The sequence below is a fragment of the Maribacter sp. TH_r10 genome (genome assembly GCF_033101095.1).
Lineage (GTDB): Bacteria > Bacteroidota > Bacteroidia > Flavobacteriales > Flavobacteriaceae > Maribacter_A > Maribacter_A luteus.
This window is the reverse complement of the sequence record NZ_JAWMPY010000007.1, coordinates 133,565-148,033: the sequence shown is the minus strand read 5'-3', so window position 1 is coordinate 148,033 and position 14,469 is coordinate 133,565. Positions and strand designations below refer to the sequence as shown.

The 14,469-nt window shown below is 38.2% G+C and carries 20 protein-coding genes; all 20 read right to left on the bottom strand.

Annotation, left to right across the window (positions count from 1 at the left end):
* Nucleotides 1-65: 65 nt before the first annotated feature.
* Nucleotides 66-980, bottom strand: coding sequence for a dimethylarginine dimethylaminohydrolase family protein (locus R3X28_RS15595; RefSeq protein WP_317665609.1), 915 nt, complete (start codon nucleotides 978-980; stop codon nucleotides 66-68).
* Between the two features lie 102 nt (nucleotides 981-1,082).
* Complete coding sequence (locus R3X28_RS15590) at nucleotides 1,083-2,366, bottom strand: citrate synthase (protein WP_317665547.1); 1,284 nt, start codon at nucleotides 2,364-2,366, stop codon at nucleotides 1,083-1,085.
* 131 nt (nucleotides 2,367-2,497) lie between these two features.
* Nucleotides 2,498-4,039 carry a glycogen synthase gene (locus R3X28_RS15585; protein WP_317665546.1) on the bottom strand — a complete coding sequence of 514 codons (1,542 nt, stop codon included), beginning with the start codon at nucleotides 4,037-4,039 and terminating at the stop codon, nucleotides 2,498-2,500.
* Nucleotides 4,040-4,151: 112 nt separating this feature from the next.
* Complete coding sequence (gene eno, locus R3X28_RS15580) at nucleotides 4,152-5,444, bottom strand: phosphopyruvate hydratase (protein WP_154363806.1); 1,293 nt, start codon at nucleotides 5,442-5,444, stop codon at nucleotides 4,152-4,154.
* A gap of 102 nt (nucleotides 5,445-5,546) precedes the next feature.
* Nucleotides 5,547-6,674, bottom strand: a complete 1,128-nt coding sequence (carA, locus tag R3X28_RS15575) for a glutamine-hydrolyzing carbamoyl-phosphate synthase small subunit (protein ID WP_317665544.1) — start codon at nucleotides 6,672-6,674, stop codon at nucleotides 5,547-5,549.
* Nucleotides 6,675-6,769: 95 nt separating this feature from the next.
* Nucleotides 6,770-7,273 (bottom strand): 50S ribosomal protein L17, encoded by a 504-nt coding sequence (rplQ, locus tag R3X28_RS15570; RefSeq protein WP_154363809.1) that lies wholly within the window; start codon nucleotides 7,271-7,273, stop codon nucleotides 6,770-6,772.
* 67 nt (nucleotides 7,274-7,340) lie between these two features.
* Entirely contained in the window at nucleotides 7,341-8,333 is a 993-nt protein-coding gene (locus R3X28_RS15565) for a DNA-directed RNA polymerase subunit alpha (protein ID WP_154363811.1), read from the bottom strand.
* Nucleotides 8,334-8,351: 18 nt separating this feature from the next.
* Complete coding sequence (gene rpsD / locus R3X28_RS15560; RefSeq protein WP_317665541.1) at nucleotides 8,352-8,957, bottom strand: 30S ribosomal protein S4; 606 nt, start codon at nucleotides 8,955-8,957, stop codon at nucleotides 8,352-8,354.
* 84 nt (nucleotides 8,958-9,041) lie between these two features.
* Nucleotides 9,042-9,434 (bottom strand): 30S ribosomal protein S11, encoded by a 393-nt coding sequence (gene rpsK, locus R3X28_RS15555; RefSeq protein ID WP_154363815.1) that lies wholly within the window; start codon nucleotides 9,432-9,434, stop codon nucleotides 9,042-9,044.
* Between the two features lie 13 nt (nucleotides 9,435-9,447).
* Complete coding sequence (gene rpsM / locus R3X28_RS15550; protein WP_154363817.1) at nucleotides 9,448-9,822, bottom strand: 30S ribosomal protein S13; 375 nt, start codon at nucleotides 9,820-9,822, stop codon at nucleotides 9,448-9,450.
* A gap of 2 nt (nucleotides 9,823-9,824) precedes the next feature.
* Nucleotides 9,825-9,941 carry a type B 50S ribosomal protein L36 gene (gene ykgO / locus R3X28_RS15545; protein ID WP_013305171.1) on the bottom strand — a complete coding sequence of 39 codons (117 nt, stop codon included), beginning with the start codon at nucleotides 9,939-9,941 and terminating at the stop codon, nucleotides 9,825-9,827.
* Nucleotides 9,942-9,950: 9 nt separating this feature from the next.
* Nucleotides 9,951-10,166, bottom strand: coding sequence for a translation initiation factor IF-1 (infA, locus tag R3X28_RS15540; protein WP_013305172.1), 216 nt, complete (start codon nucleotides 10,164-10,166; stop codon nucleotides 9,951-9,953).
* 3 nt (nucleotides 10,167-10,169) lie between these two features.
* Nucleotides 10,170-11,513, bottom strand: coding sequence for a preprotein translocase subunit SecY (gene secY / locus R3X28_RS15535; RefSeq protein WP_154363820.1), 1,344 nt, complete (start codon nucleotides 11,511-11,513; stop codon nucleotides 10,170-10,172).
* Between the two features lie 17 nt (nucleotides 11,514-11,530).
* Nucleotides 11,531-11,983 (bottom strand): 50S ribosomal protein L15, encoded by a 453-nt coding sequence (gene rplO, locus R3X28_RS15530; protein ID WP_154363822.1) that lies wholly within the window; start codon nucleotides 11,981-11,983, stop codon nucleotides 11,531-11,533.
* 16 nt (nucleotides 11,984-11,999) lie between these two features.
* Nucleotides 12,000-12,179 carry a 50S ribosomal protein L30 gene (rpmD, locus tag R3X28_RS15525; RefSeq protein WP_154363823.1) on the bottom strand — a complete coding sequence of 60 codons (180 nt, stop codon included), beginning with the start codon at nucleotides 12,177-12,179 and terminating at the stop codon, nucleotides 12,000-12,002.
* A gap of 89 nt (nucleotides 12,180-12,268) precedes the next feature.
* Nucleotides 12,269-12,793: a 30S ribosomal protein S5 gene (gene rpsE, locus R3X28_RS15520; RefSeq protein ID WP_154363825.1), complete on the bottom strand. Its 525-nt coding sequence runs from the start codon at nucleotides 12,791-12,793 to the stop codon at nucleotides 12,269-12,271.
* An 8-nt stretch (nucleotides 12,794-12,801) separates the two neighbouring features.
* Complete coding sequence (gene rplR / locus R3X28_RS15515) at nucleotides 12,802-13,158, bottom strand: 50S ribosomal protein L18 (protein ID WP_154363827.1); 357 nt, start codon at nucleotides 13,156-13,158, stop codon at nucleotides 12,802-12,804.
* Between the two features lie 11 nt (nucleotides 13,159-13,169).
* Nucleotides 13,170-13,712: a 50S ribosomal protein L6 gene (gene rplF, locus R3X28_RS15510; RefSeq protein ID WP_154363829.1), complete on the bottom strand. Its 543-nt coding sequence runs from the start codon at nucleotides 13,710-13,712 to the stop codon at nucleotides 13,170-13,172.
* A gap of 21 nt (nucleotides 13,713-13,733) precedes the next feature.
* Nucleotides 13,734-14,132, bottom strand: a complete 399-nt coding sequence (gene rpsH / locus R3X28_RS15505) for a 30S ribosomal protein S8 (protein ID WP_154363831.1) — start codon at nucleotides 14,130-14,132, stop codon at nucleotides 13,734-13,736.
* A 67-nt stretch (nucleotides 14,133-14,199) separates the two neighbouring features.
* Entirely contained in the window at nucleotides 14,200-14,469 is a 270-nt protein-coding gene (rpsN, locus tag R3X28_RS15500) for a 30S ribosomal protein S14 (protein ID WP_109649553.1), read from the bottom strand.

Here is a 14,469-nt window from a genome sequence, read left to right as displayed (position 1 = left end):
TAGCTTTTTGCTCGGCTATTGACTATTTAAAAACACAAAAATGAGCTAGTATGTTAAGAATACAACTATTCACGTATCAAAGGCATGGTACTACATCGAAGTAATCCCCCTTGCTTTGAGATTTCAGCATACGGTATTTCCTCGACCGTAAACCCTTGTTCTCTTAACCAGATGTTCAATCGTGTGAAGTTTTTTTCAGAAACGACAACATCGGGCGCAATTGAAAATACATTACAGCACATTTGATACATTTCATCTGCATTGATTTCAAAAATGTTTTCCTTTCCAAAATAAGCCACCAACCATTCGTACTCTTCCTTAACCAAAAATCCGTTCTTGTGAATGATTGCTTTATTTTTCCCAACGGGTTGAAAGCAACAATCCAAGTGCAGTGCATTTTCCCTTGGATTCGTGATCGACTTTCTCAACTCAAAAGATTTGACCTTCTTATTCGGAAACATCTTCCTTACATATTCCACACCTTCCTTGTTTGTACGTGCAGTTATATAATCAGGATAATCACTTCCGGTATAAGTTCCGATAAAGATATAATCGTTCCAAGGCATTACATCGCCCCCTTCTATATGGACTTCTTGTGGTGGATAGAGTATTTTTTTCTCATCGATCTTATCGATTACATGTTTAATGGCTTCAAATTCTTCTTCGCGATCCGGAAGAATATTGGCCTTTACCAAGGTATCATCAATAACAAAAGCTATATCACGGGAAAAAATCTGGTTACAATCCTCAAGTACTTTCGGGCGAAATACTTTGACTCCATATTTTTTAAACACTTCCGCAAATGCTTCCATTTCCCTAACCATATCCTTTTCTAACGGATATGTTCCTGCCATAATATGTTCTAAGGATTTTGGATCATATGCTTCTTCCGGTAATGGCACAGGCCCACACTTTTTAGCGGTACCTAACACAACGACCTTCAACTTTGAGGTTTCATTATTTACATGTAAATCTAGCATCATCAAATTTTGGCCAAATATAGCCATTCGGTTTCTTTGCCCATAAAAAAACACCCTATTCTAATTAAGAAAAGGGTGCTTATATTTGTACTAAGTAGATACCTACCTCTCTTCCAATGGTTTAAAAGGTCTGTAGGTTTCTCCAATATAAACTTGTCTTGGTCTACCGATAGGTTCATGATTCAATCTCATTTCCCTCCACTGTGCAATCCATCCTGGAAGTCGACCCATCGCGAACATAACGGTGAACATTTCCCTCGGAATACCCAAGGCCCTATATATGATTCCTGAGTAGAAATCAACATTAGGATATAAATTACGCTTCACAAAATAAGGATCTTCCAAAGCTACTTTCTCCAATCTCTTGGCAATATCCAAAATAGGATCCACGATACCTAAATCTTCAAGGACCTCATCGGCCGCCTTTTTTATTATCCTTGCCCTTGGGTCAAAATTCTTATAAACACGGTGACCAAAGCCCATTAATCTAAACTCATCGTTTTTATCCTTTGCCTTAGCCATATATTTATGGGTATCGCCACCATCTTTCTGTATACCCTCTAACATTTCTATCACAGCTTGGTTCGCACCTCCGTGCAACGGCCCCCAAAGGGCAGAAATACCGGCAGACAATGAAACGAACAATCCTGCATGGGAAGAACCGGTGATTCTAACCGCAGAAGTTGAACAATTCTGCTCATGATCGGCATGAAGAATCAACAATTTATCTAGGGCATCGATTATTATTTTGTTGCACTTATATTCCTTACTCGGCTTTTTGAACATCATTTTATGAAGATTTTCAACATAGCCCAAATTATCATCACCATAGTCAAGCGGCAAGCCTTTCTTTTTACGCATGGTCCAAGCGACCAAAACGGGGAACTTACCTAAAATCTTAACAATGGAATGGTACATATCCTTCTCTGATGAGATATTCACCGATGTAGGATTAAAAGCGATCAAAGCACTTGTCAAGGATGACAAAACCCCCATTGGATGCGCCGATTTTGGAAAACCATCCAAAATCTTTTTCATTTCCTCATCTACTTGGGATTCGGCTTTTATATCCTCGTGAAAAGTATTTAATTGTTCTTTGTTCGGTAATTCACCAAATATCAACAAATAGGCAACCTCAAGAAAATCGGCCTTTTCTGCCAACTCTTCAATCGCGTATCCCCTGTATCTAAGCATTCCTTTTTCACCATCCAAAAAAGTTATTGCACTCTCACAAGAACCTGTATTCTTAAATCCTGGATCGATGGTTATCATCCCTGTGGACGACCTTAATGATTTGATATCGATGGCCAATTCGTTCTCAGAATCTTTAATAACTGGAAATTCATATCTCTTACCATCGTATTCAAGAATTGCTTTGTCTGACATTTTTATATTTTAATGAATTTAATTAAGCGGTAAATTTAAACAAAACGCTTCATTTTAACAATTCCGCAATTGTTAATAATCTACTTAAGGATTACTATTGGGTTTTTAAGTAAAAATGTATCAAAAATGGACTAAGAACCACATAAATATAACGACTTATAATAGGCATCGACCGACTTTTTCCAGGTGAACCTCACTTTTTTGGCGTCATTTTGAATTTTTTTCCATAGCGCTTTATCATTGTTGTAAATATCCAATATCAAATCGAAAGAAGCTACCATATTCCTGATTTTTTCATCATAGGTGTTTCCATCGAAACTAAACCCTGTCTTCATATGTTCCACGGTATCCTTCAATCCACCTGTATGATGTACCAAACAAGGATGCCCATTCCTCATGGCCAGCATTTGGCTTATTCCACAAGGCTCGAACAAACTAGGCATAAAATATAGGTCAGATTCCATATAAATAGAATCAATCACATCCTCCGATTGTCCATTAATGAAAATCAAGTTCTCGTATTCATAACTGATAGATCGCAGTAATTCCTCATATTCCGGAGCCCCTGTACCCAAAATCATAAGAATACCATTTTGCTCTTCCAACTTTTTCAGTATTTCGAAAAGAGCTTCAGGAGATCGTTTAAAGAAATAAAATTTCTGCTCAGTTAACCTCGCGACACTTGAGACGATAAAACTGGGTGGTTTGCTTAAGAACTTAACCACTTTCTCGCCAGTATGGGCCAAAAAATCGGCTTTATACTTCTTTGACTCTTCTTGCAACCATTGAAAAATGGCCTTTATTATATTTTTGTAAATCTGATTTTCTTTTGCTACCCGGATATTGGAATAATTACTTCCATTTAGAATACCGAACAACCTACCTTCATTATCCGCCTTTTGCAAATCCAATTCAAGACCTTCACCTCCTATAAATTCGGGTGGAGCACTTGGCAACAACACATCTTCTTTGTAAGACGGTGAAACGGTATGCACGGCATCTGCAAAACGAATGCCCACTGCCATAAGATTAATACAATCCTGATACCTATAATCCTTTAATTGTTCAGTATCATAATCAATATCGCGAAACCAATTTCGTAACGATGCATAATTATTCTCAAAAGGGCGAATTCCTTGTATGGCCAAATTATGTATACTATATACAAATCTGATTTTCTTTAGATCGGTATATGCAGGATGGAATGTCTTAAGGAATAAAACCAGACTTGAGTGCCAATCGTGCATATGTACGATATCCAAATCACCAAATGCCCCTTGTTTTATTGCCTCGGCAACTGCCGTACAGAAAATTACATATTTTACAAAATCAGAATAAAAAGGCTCTACAGGATTATTATGATAGATCTGGGCAATATCCCCAGCCTCTATTTCGGGGTGATGAATTACATAATGGGTAATATTCGGATATTCTTTCTTGGGAACAACCTCATATAACTCTGCTATATAGATCGTACCCCTCAACTCAAAATGAAGATTGGTTTTGAAGGTACCACCTTTATGCAACCTGCTATACGCTGGCACAACAACATGTGCCTTATCTCCCCTTTCTGAAATTTGTCTAGGTACATCACGAACAACATCGCCCATACCACCAGCCTTACACTTATATAGCCCATCGTTTTCCGCGGCTACAAAAAGAAAATTAGTCATGCAATAGAGAAATCATTAATTAGTAGTCAATATTCTATTAAGTTAGGTAAACTTACGCATAAGGCCAAAAAAAAAGCCTTTCATTCGAAAGGCTTTTTTGAATCTTTTCAGATTACTGATTTACTTTAAAAGCTTTCTCTTGCGGAAAATAGGCCGTAGTCCCTAATTCTTCCTCAATACGAAGCAATTGGTTGTATTTTGCCATCCTATCTGAACGGGAAGCAGAACCGGTTTTAATTTGACCGGTATTCAATGCTACTGCCAAATCAGCAATGGTATTGTCTTCTGTTTCACCTGAACGGTGAGACATTACAGAAGTGTAACCAGCATCTTTAGCCATGTTCACTGCAGCAATGGTCTCAGTTAAAGAACCGATTTGGTTTACTTTGATCAAGATAGAGTTAGCAATACCATTCTCAATACCTTTTGACAAACGTTCTACGTTAGTTACATAAAGGTCGTCACCAACCAATTGCACTTTATCGCCGATCATATCTGTCAATACTTTCCAACCGTCCCAGTCGTTTTCATCCATACCGTCCTCGATTGAAATAATTGGATACTTTTCACAAAGTTCAGCCAAATATTTAGCCTGCTCTTCCGAAGTACGAACAGCACCTTTATCACCTTCGAATTTTGTATAATCGTATTTACCGTTTTCGTAGAATTCGGCAGAAGCACAGTCCAATGCTATCTTAACATCACTACCAAATTTATATCCGGCATTTTCAACAGCTTTACCGATAGTTTCAATAGCATCCTCAGTACCATCCAAAGTAGGTGCAAAACCACCTTCATCACCAACAGCGGTACTTAGGTTTCTATCATGCAATACTTTTTTCAGATTGTGGAATATTTCAGTACCCATTTGCATGGCATGTGAAAAAGTCTTTGCCTTCACAGGCATGATCATAAATTCCTGGAAAGCGATCGGGGCATCTGAATGCGACCCACCGTTAATGATGTTCATCATAGGAACCGGAAGGGTATTGGCACTGACACCACCTACATATCTATATAAGGAAATTCCCAATTCATTGGCAGCAGCTTTAGCAGCAGCCAAGGAAACTCCCAAAATTGCATTAGCACCAAGTTTTGATTTGTTTGGCGTACCATCCAAATCTATCATGGTTTGATCTATAAGGTTCTGCTCAAAAACGGACATTCCCAAGATTTCCTCTGCGATTACCGTATTTACATTTTCAACAGCTTTGCTGACTCCTTTACCCATAAAAGCACTACCACCATCGCGAAGTTCAACCGCCTCATGCTCTCCTGTAGAAGCTCCGGAAGGAACCGCTGCACGACCCATAACACCATTTTCTGTAATTACATCAACTTCTACTGTTGGATTGCCCCGAGAATCTAATATCTGTCTTGCGTGGACACTAAGAATAATACTCATATTAATTTGTTTTTAGTATTGATTTTTGAAAGCACAAAGATACAAAACAACGAGGTTTTAGGGTGTCTTTATAGCCTATATTTACATGAAAATAACAATACTTTAAACTTCTGTTTTTTCTATAGTTGAATTCTGGATCAATTCAATGAATTGATCGAACAGATATTCCGCATCATGCGGCCCTGGACTTGCTTCAGGGTGATATTGCACAGAAAAAACATCTTTATTTTTCATGCGCAAACCGGCTACCGTATGGTCATTAAGATGTACATGGGTAATTTCCAGTTCCGGATGGTTTTCGGTCTCCTCCCGATCAATGGCGAAACCATGGTTCTGGCTTGTAATTTCCCCTTTACCGGTTAACAGGTTCATCACCGGATGGTTTATTCCTCGATGCCCATTGTGCATTTTATAAGTAGAAACCCCATTGGCCAACGCAATTACCTGGTGCCCTAAACATATACCAAAAAGTGGCTTATTACTTTCTATGATATCCTTAGCCGTTTTGATGGCACTTTTTAATGGCTCTGGGTCCCCAGGACCATTTGAGATAAAATAACCGTCAGGGTTCCACTCGCTCATTTCTTTAAAACTTGTGTCGTACGGAAATACTTTAATATAACAGTCCCTCTTTGCTAGGTTTCGAAGAATATTCTTTTTAATACCTATGTCCAAGGCAGAAACTTTGTAAGTTGCATTTTCATCACCAACAAAGTAAGCTTCTTTCGTCGAAACCTTTGAAGCAAGTTCCAAGCCTTTCATACTAGGCATTTCCAGAAGCTCTTCCTTAAGTCTTTCTACTTGGTCAACTTCTGTTGATATTACCGCGTTCATAGCACCATTATCACGGATGTAACTCACCAAAGCCCTAGTATCTACATCAGAAATGGCAAGGGTATTGTTGTTTTCCAAAAATTGCAATAGCCCCATATCCGCGACTGGACGGGAATAATCATAGCTGAAATTTTTACAGATCAATCCGGCGATCTTTACCGAATCAGATTCTACCTCTTCGGCATTAGTACCATAATTACCGATATGGGCATTGGTAGTTACCATAAGTTGCCCAAAGTAGGATGGATCGGTAAAAATCTCTTGATACCCGGTCATTCCGGTGTTAAAACATACTTCGCCGAAGGATGTCCCCTCTTTTCCACCAACGGATTTTCCATGGAAGATAGTTCCATCAGCCAATAACAACAATGCTCTTTTCTTGGTTTGATACTTCATACTATTATCTCGATAATTTAATTTCACAAATAAACATAAAAAAAGGATAAACTGTAAAGTTTATCCTTTTGTAAATATTATTAGTTAATAACATTCTATTCTTCTGAATCGTCAGATTTGTTATCAGCCACAGGAACCGGCGGCACTTCAGCCTTGGTACCTCCACCTCTTCTACTTCTTCTTGTAGTTTTCTTCTTAGGCTTATCCGCATTGTAAATTTCATTGAAATCCACCAATTCGATCATTGCCATATCAGCGTTATCACCTAAACGATTTCCTAATTTGATGATCCTAGTATAACCACCTGGTCTATCACCAACTTTTTCAGATACTTCACTGAACAATTCAGCAACGGCCAATTTGTTTCTTAAGTATTTAAAAACGATACGTCTATTATGTGTGCCCTTATCTGCAGTTTGGTTGTTTTCCGCTTTTGATTTGGTAATCAAAGGCTCAACGAACTGTTTTAAAGCCTTAGCTTTGGCTACAGTAGTATTAATTCTCTTATGCTCGATCAAGGAACAGGCCATATTAGCCAACATCGCTTTTCTATGCGCTGCCTTTCTTCCTAAATGATTAACTTTCTTTCCGTGTCTCATTACTTCTTTTTTATCATCTTGCTACCAAATCCCGACAATCAACATCAAGAGAGCAAAATATGATTATTTAATCTTTGTCTAATTTATATTTTGATAGATCCATACCGAAGCTAAGACCCTTATTGATAACCAACTCCTCTAATTCAGTCAAGGATTTCTTTCCGAAATTCCTGAACTTCATCAAATCGTTTTTATTGAAGGAAACTAAATCACCCAAAGTATCGACTTCCGCCGCTTTTAAACAATTCAAGGCACGGACTGAAAGATCCATATCCACTAATTTGGTTTTCAACAACTGACGCATATGTAAGGATTCCTCATCATAAGTTTCAGTTTGGGCAATTTCATCAGCCTCTAATGTAATACGCTCATCTGAGAATAACATGAAATGATGAATCAAAACCTTAGCACCTTCTGTCAATGCATCTTTTGGGTGGATCGACCCATCGGTAACGATTTCAAAAACCAATTTCTCATAATCGGTTTTTTGTTCTACCCTAAAGTTCTCAATACTGTATTTTACATTTTTTATTGGTGTAAAAATCGAATCAACTGCAATAGTCCCTAAAGCGGCATTTGATTTTTTATTTTCCTCAGCAGGAACATATCCCCTTCCTTTATCAATAACTATTTCCATATTGATAGCGACTTTGGAATCCATGTTACAGATAACCAAATCAGGATTTAGAACTTGATAACCGGATATGAATTTTTGAAAATCACCTGCAGTCATTTGATCTTTACCACTTACGGATATAGAAACCACCTCTGCTTCAGAATCCTCGATCTGTTTTTTGAAACGAACTTGCTTTAAGTTCAGTATAATCTCGGTAACATCTTCTACAACACCAGGTATAACCGAGAACTCATGTTCAACTTTGTCAATTCTAACCGAAGTAATCGCGTGGCCTTCCAAAGATGAAAGCAATACTCTTCTTAATGCATTCCCAATGGTTAATCCGTAGCCAGGTTCCAATGGTCGAAATTCAAATTTCCCTTCGAAATCTGAAGAATCGATCATTATTACTTTATCGGGTTTCTGAAAATTAAATAATGCCATAATTGGATCAGTGTTGTTTTATTTTGAGTATAACTCGACTATTAATTGTTCCTTGATATTCTCAGGAATCTGAATTCTTTCCGGAATCGAAACAAAAGTTCCTTCTTTCTTTTCAGAATTCCAGGTAATCCATTCATACACATGATTGCTCGTTGCCAAAGAATCTTGAATAGTTTGCAAAGACTTTGATTTTTCCCTTACACCAACAACATCACCTGCCTTTAGAGAATAAGAAGGTATATCTACCAACTCACCGTTAACAGTAATATGCCTATGTGAAACCAATTGCCTTGCTCCTCTTCTAGAAGTGGATATACCCATTCTGTAAACAACATTGTCAAGTCTAGATTCGCATAATTGCAAAAGAACCTCACCCGTTACTCCTTTACTTCTATTCGCACTGGAGAACAGATTTCTAAATTGACGTTCTAAAATACCATAGGTATATTTTGCTTTTTGTTTCTCCATCAACTGAACTGCGTATTCAGATTTTTTACCTCTACGCCTATTTTGTCCGTGTTGTCCTGGAGGATAATTTTTCTTTTCAAAAGACTTGTCGTCTCCAAAAATCGCTTCACCGAATTTACGGGCGATTTTACTTTTTGGTCCTGTGTATCTTGCCATCTTCTTTAAATTTGGAAATGTGATTATGAATTAAGGCTTTATCCTTCGATAATCGTAACTACACTTCCTATGAATTACTTTTTATTAAACTCTTCTTCTTTTTGGTGGTCTACAGCCATTGTGTGGCATTGGGGTAACATCGATGATTTCAGTAACCTCGATCCCAGCATTATGAATAGAACGAATTGCAGATTCCCTACCATTACCTGGTCCCTTAACATATACCTTTACTTTTCTAAGACCGGCTTCATGGGCTACCTTCGCACAATCCTCCGCAGCAACCTGTGCAGCATAAGGAGTGTTCTTTTTAGACCCTCTAAAACCTTGTTTACCGGCTGATGACCAAGAAATAACATCTCCCTTTTTATTGGTCAATGAAATAATGATATTATTGAAAGATGCCGTAACGTGAGCTTCCCCGACCGCATCAACTATAACCTTACGTTTCTTAGCCGCTTTTGCATTTGACTTTGCCATAATCTGCTACTTATTATTTAGTTGCCTTTTTCTTGTTGGCGACTGTTTTTCTTTTTCCTTTACGGGTTCTAGAGTTGTTTTTGGTCCTTTGCCCTCTCAATGGCAGACCGGCTCTATGGCGAATACCCCTATAACAACCAATATCCATTAAACGCTTAATGTTCAATTGGGTCTCTGATCGCAATTCACCTTCTATGGTAAATAAGGCTACCGCCTCACGAATACGACCGATTTCATCATCGTTCCAGTCGGACACTTTAGTATCTTCACTAACTTGTGCCTTTTCTAAAATCTCTTTAGCTCTACTTTTTCCAATACCAAAAATATAGGTAAGGGCTATAACCCCTCTTTTCTGTTTTGGTATATCTATACCTGCAATTCTTGCCATAATTATCCTTGTCTTTGTTTAAATCTAGGATTCTTTTTGTTGATTACGTACAACCTGCCTTTCCTGCGTACTATTTTGCAATCGGCACTTCTTTTTTTTACTGAAGCTCTAACTTTCATCTTACTTTCTTAATATCTATATGTAATTCTCGCTTTGGTAAGGTCATATGGACTCATTTCCAATTTAACCTTGTCACCGGGAAGCAATTTTATATAATGCATTCTCATTTTTCCTGAAATATGTGCTGTGACCACATGGCCATTTTCCAATTCCACTCGAAACATTGCATTGGAAAGGGCCTCTATAATAGACCCATCTTGTTCTATTGCTGCTTGTTTAGCCATAACTTATGCTACTTTCCTGTTTTTACCGGATTTCATTAGACCATCATAATGCCTATTCAACAAATACGCATTAACCTGTTGCACGGTATCAATGGCCACACCTACCATAATCAATAACGAAGTTCCACCATAAAACATGGCCCAACCGGATTGAACATCCATAAGCTTAACCACAATGGCAGGTAATACCGCCAAAAGTGCCAAGAATACAGATCCAGGTAAAGTGATCAATGACATGATCTTATCTAAAAAATCACCAGTTTCTTTTCCTGGCCTAATTCCGGGAATAAATCCTCCGCTCCTTTTTAGGTCATCGGCCATTTTATTCGTAGGAACAGTTATAGCCGTATAGAAGTAGGTGAAAATTATAATCAATAGTGCAAATAAAATGTTATAAGCCAAACCGAATATATCCTGAAACTGCACTTCCATCCATTGCCCAACAGCAGTATCATTAAACGTTCTACCTAACAAACCTGGTGCGAACATGATTGCTTGAGCAAAGATTATAGGCATTACACCCGATGCATTCAATTTTAAAGGAATATATTGCCTAGACCCCATAATGTTCTTTTCATACCCTCCAGACGCCGTTCTTCTTGCATATTGCACAGGTATCTGCCTTGTGGCCATGACCAATAATATACTGGCCAAAATCACCAAGAACCAAAGAATAACCTCAATTAAAATGAACATCAAACCTCCATTATTGTTGGCCGTTCTAGAAATAAACTCCTGAACGAAAGATTGTGGCAATCTAGCTATAATACCAACCATGATCAATAAGGAAATACCATTACCAATACCTTTATCGGTAATTTTTTCACCCAACCACATAGCGAACACACATCCCGTTACCAATATAATCACAGAAGGAACTATAAAATCCAATCCTTTTCCAAGAACGAAAGCACTATCAGGAACACCCAATGCACCAAGGCTATACAAATAAGCAGGTGCTTGTACTATACAGATACCTATGGTCAACCATCTTGTAATCTGATTGATGGTTTTTCTACCACTCTCACCCTCTTTCTGCAATTTCTGCAAATACGGTATAGCGATACCCATCAACTGCACCACAATTGAAGCCGAGATATATGGCATGATACCCAAAGCAAAAACGGAAGCATTGGCAAAGGCCCCTCCTGTAAATGCGTTTAAAATACCTAGTATACCACTGTCCGTACTTGAACTCAATTCCGCCAATTGCGCGGTATCAATACCTGGAAGAACTATTTGACAACCAAAGCGGTATACCAAAAGAAGACCTAAGGTGATCATTATTCGATTCCTTAGCTCTTCAATCTTCCAAATATTGGATAGTGTCTCGAAAAATTTCTTCATAGTAGTGTATTATCTGCTTATAAATTTATTGCTTCTCCGCCAGCTGCTTCAATAGCTGCTTTTGCAGTAGCTGTAAACTTATGTACTGATATTTTCAAAGAAGCCTTTAACTCTCCTCCTCCTAAAATCTTTACCAAATCGTTTTTCCTTACCAAACCGTTCTCTACAAGGTTATCAAAAGTAACTTCATCCTTGATGACCTTGTTGTCTACCAATTCTTGAAGTTTATCAAGATTGATCCCTTTATATTCTTTTCTGTTGATGTTGGTAAACCCGAACTTAGGAACACGTCTTTGCAAAGGCATTTGACCACCTTCAAAACCCATTTTCTTAGAATAACCGGACCTGGACTTGGCACCTTTGTGACCTCTGGTTGCAGTTCCTCCTTTACCGGAACCTTGACCTCTTCCTACCCTTTTGCCATCTCTATTGACAGCACCTTCAGCTGGTGTTAAATTACTTAAATTCATTACACAGGTATGTATATTAAGCTTCCTCTGTGGAAACTAAGTGTTTAACTTTATCTATCATGCCAAGTATATTTGGCGTGGCATCATGTTCTACAATCTGGCCAATCTTATGTAGTCCCAAAGCTTCCAAAGTCCTTTTTTGGTTCTGAGGACGCTTTATACTACTCTTTAACTGTTTTACTTTAATCTTTGCCATTTTCTTTTTAGTATTTGGTATCTAGATCTTTGGTCATAATGACCCAATTAAAAACCTTATGGTTTCAACTATTTACCTATTACCCGAATTTATCCTTTAAATACTTTTTCCAATGATACCCCTCTTTGTTTGGCTACCGTACTGGCTCCCCTTAATTGTAAAAGAGCATCGAAAGTAGCTTTAACTACGTTGTGTGGATTGGAAGAACCTTGGGACTTAGATAACACATCATGTACACCAACTGCCTCCAATACCGCTCTTACGGCACCACCTGCAATTACTCCTGTACCATGGGATGCAGGCTGAATATAAACTCTTGCCCCTCCAAATTTCCCTTTTTGCTCATGGGGAAGTGTATGTTTATCCAAAGGAATTCTTATAAGGTTCTTTTTAGCGTCCTCGATAGCTTTGGCAATAGCCGTGGCAACCTCTTTGGATTTACCCAAACCATGACCAACCACGCCGGCTTCATCACCTACCACTACGATAGCAGAAAAGCCGAATGCCCTACCACCTTTGGTTACTTTGGTTACCCTTTGTACACCAACCAACCTATCTTTTAGCTCTAAACCTCCTGGCTTAACAGTTTCTACGTTTTTGTATTTCTGGTACATACTATTTATTAAAATTTTAGTCCTGCTTCCCTTGCTCCGTCAGCGAGTGATTTAACCCTACCGTGATATAGATTGCCACCTCTATCGAAAGCAACTTTATCTATTCCGGCATTTACACATTTTTCAGCAATTGTCTTACCGACCAATTTGGCTATTTCAGATTTGCTACCTTTAGCAGATGCCAAATCCTTGTCTCTAGATGAAGCAGCACATAAAGTAGTTCCTTTATTATCATCGATTACTTGGACGTAGATACCCGTATTACTTCTAAATACAGCTAATCTCGGCCTTTCAGCGGTTCCGAAAGAGACCTTTCTGATTCTCCTTCTAATTCTAAATTTTCTCTGAGTCTTTGATAATCCCATGACACTAATTATTAAGCTGATTTACCTGCTTTTCTTCTTAATAGTTCACCTACGAACTTGATTCCTTTACCTTTGTAAGGTTCTGGCTTACGGAAAGAACGAATCTTGGCCGCTACCTGCCCTACCAACTGTTTGTCAAAAGAGGTAAGTTTTATGATCGGGTTCTTCCCTTTTTCAGAAGTAGTCTCAATTTTAACTTCAGGAGCAATATCCATAACGATGTTATGTGAAAAACCTAAAGCTAAATCTAACTTTTGTCCTTGATGGCTTGCTCTATAACCAACCCCTACCAATTCCAATTCTTTGGTCCAACCTTTAGAAACACCTTCTACCATGTTCAAAACAAGCGATCTATAAAGACCATGCTTAGCTTTATGCTCTTTTGAATCAGATGGTCTTGTAACCCAAGCTTGTCCGTCTTCAATCTTTATAGCCACACCAGAAAAATCTTGGGTCAATTCACCCAACTTACCTTTTACAGTAACAACATTCTCTTTAACATCTATAGTTACTCCTTCTGGAATTGCTATCGGATTATTACCTATTCTTGACATTTTTTTACTCTTTATATAGTATTAATACACATAGCATAAAACCTCGCCACCTACGTTCTCTTTCTTGGCCTGCTTACTGGTCATTACTCCATGAGAAGTTGAAACGATCGCAATTCCCAAACCATTAAGTACCCTTGGCATATCGCTGGAATTCGCATATTTACGCAAACCTGGCTTACTGATGCGCTGTATTCTTTTAATCACAGGTTCTTTAGTGGCCTTGTCATATTTCAAAGCTATTTTAATAGAACCCTGTACTTGATCTTCTTCAAATTTATAACTCAAGATATATCCTTGATCGAACAATATCTTAGTTATCTCTTTCTTAACGTTAGAAGCAGGAATCTCAACCACTCTATGGCCTGCCGAACTGGCATTTCTTACTCGTGTTAAATAATCTGCTATAGTATCTGTTACCATTTTTATATAATTCGGTGACGGTTTTTAGCATTATTGCTAAACCTGAAACCAGTTTATTAATTTCTTATTACCAGCTGGCCTTTTTAACTCCGGGTATAAGACCTTGATTGGCCATTTCCCTGAAAGTTACCCTTGAAATACCAAATGTCCTCATATACCCTTTAGGTCTTCCGGTCAGCTTACAACGATTGTGCATACGAACAGGAGAAGCGTTTTTTGGCAATTTTTGAAGTGCTTCATAGTCACCAGCTTCTTTCAAAGCTTTACGCTTTTCAGCGTACTTAGCAACTGTTCTCGCCCTTTTTCTTTCACGGGCCTTCATTGATTCTTTAGCCAT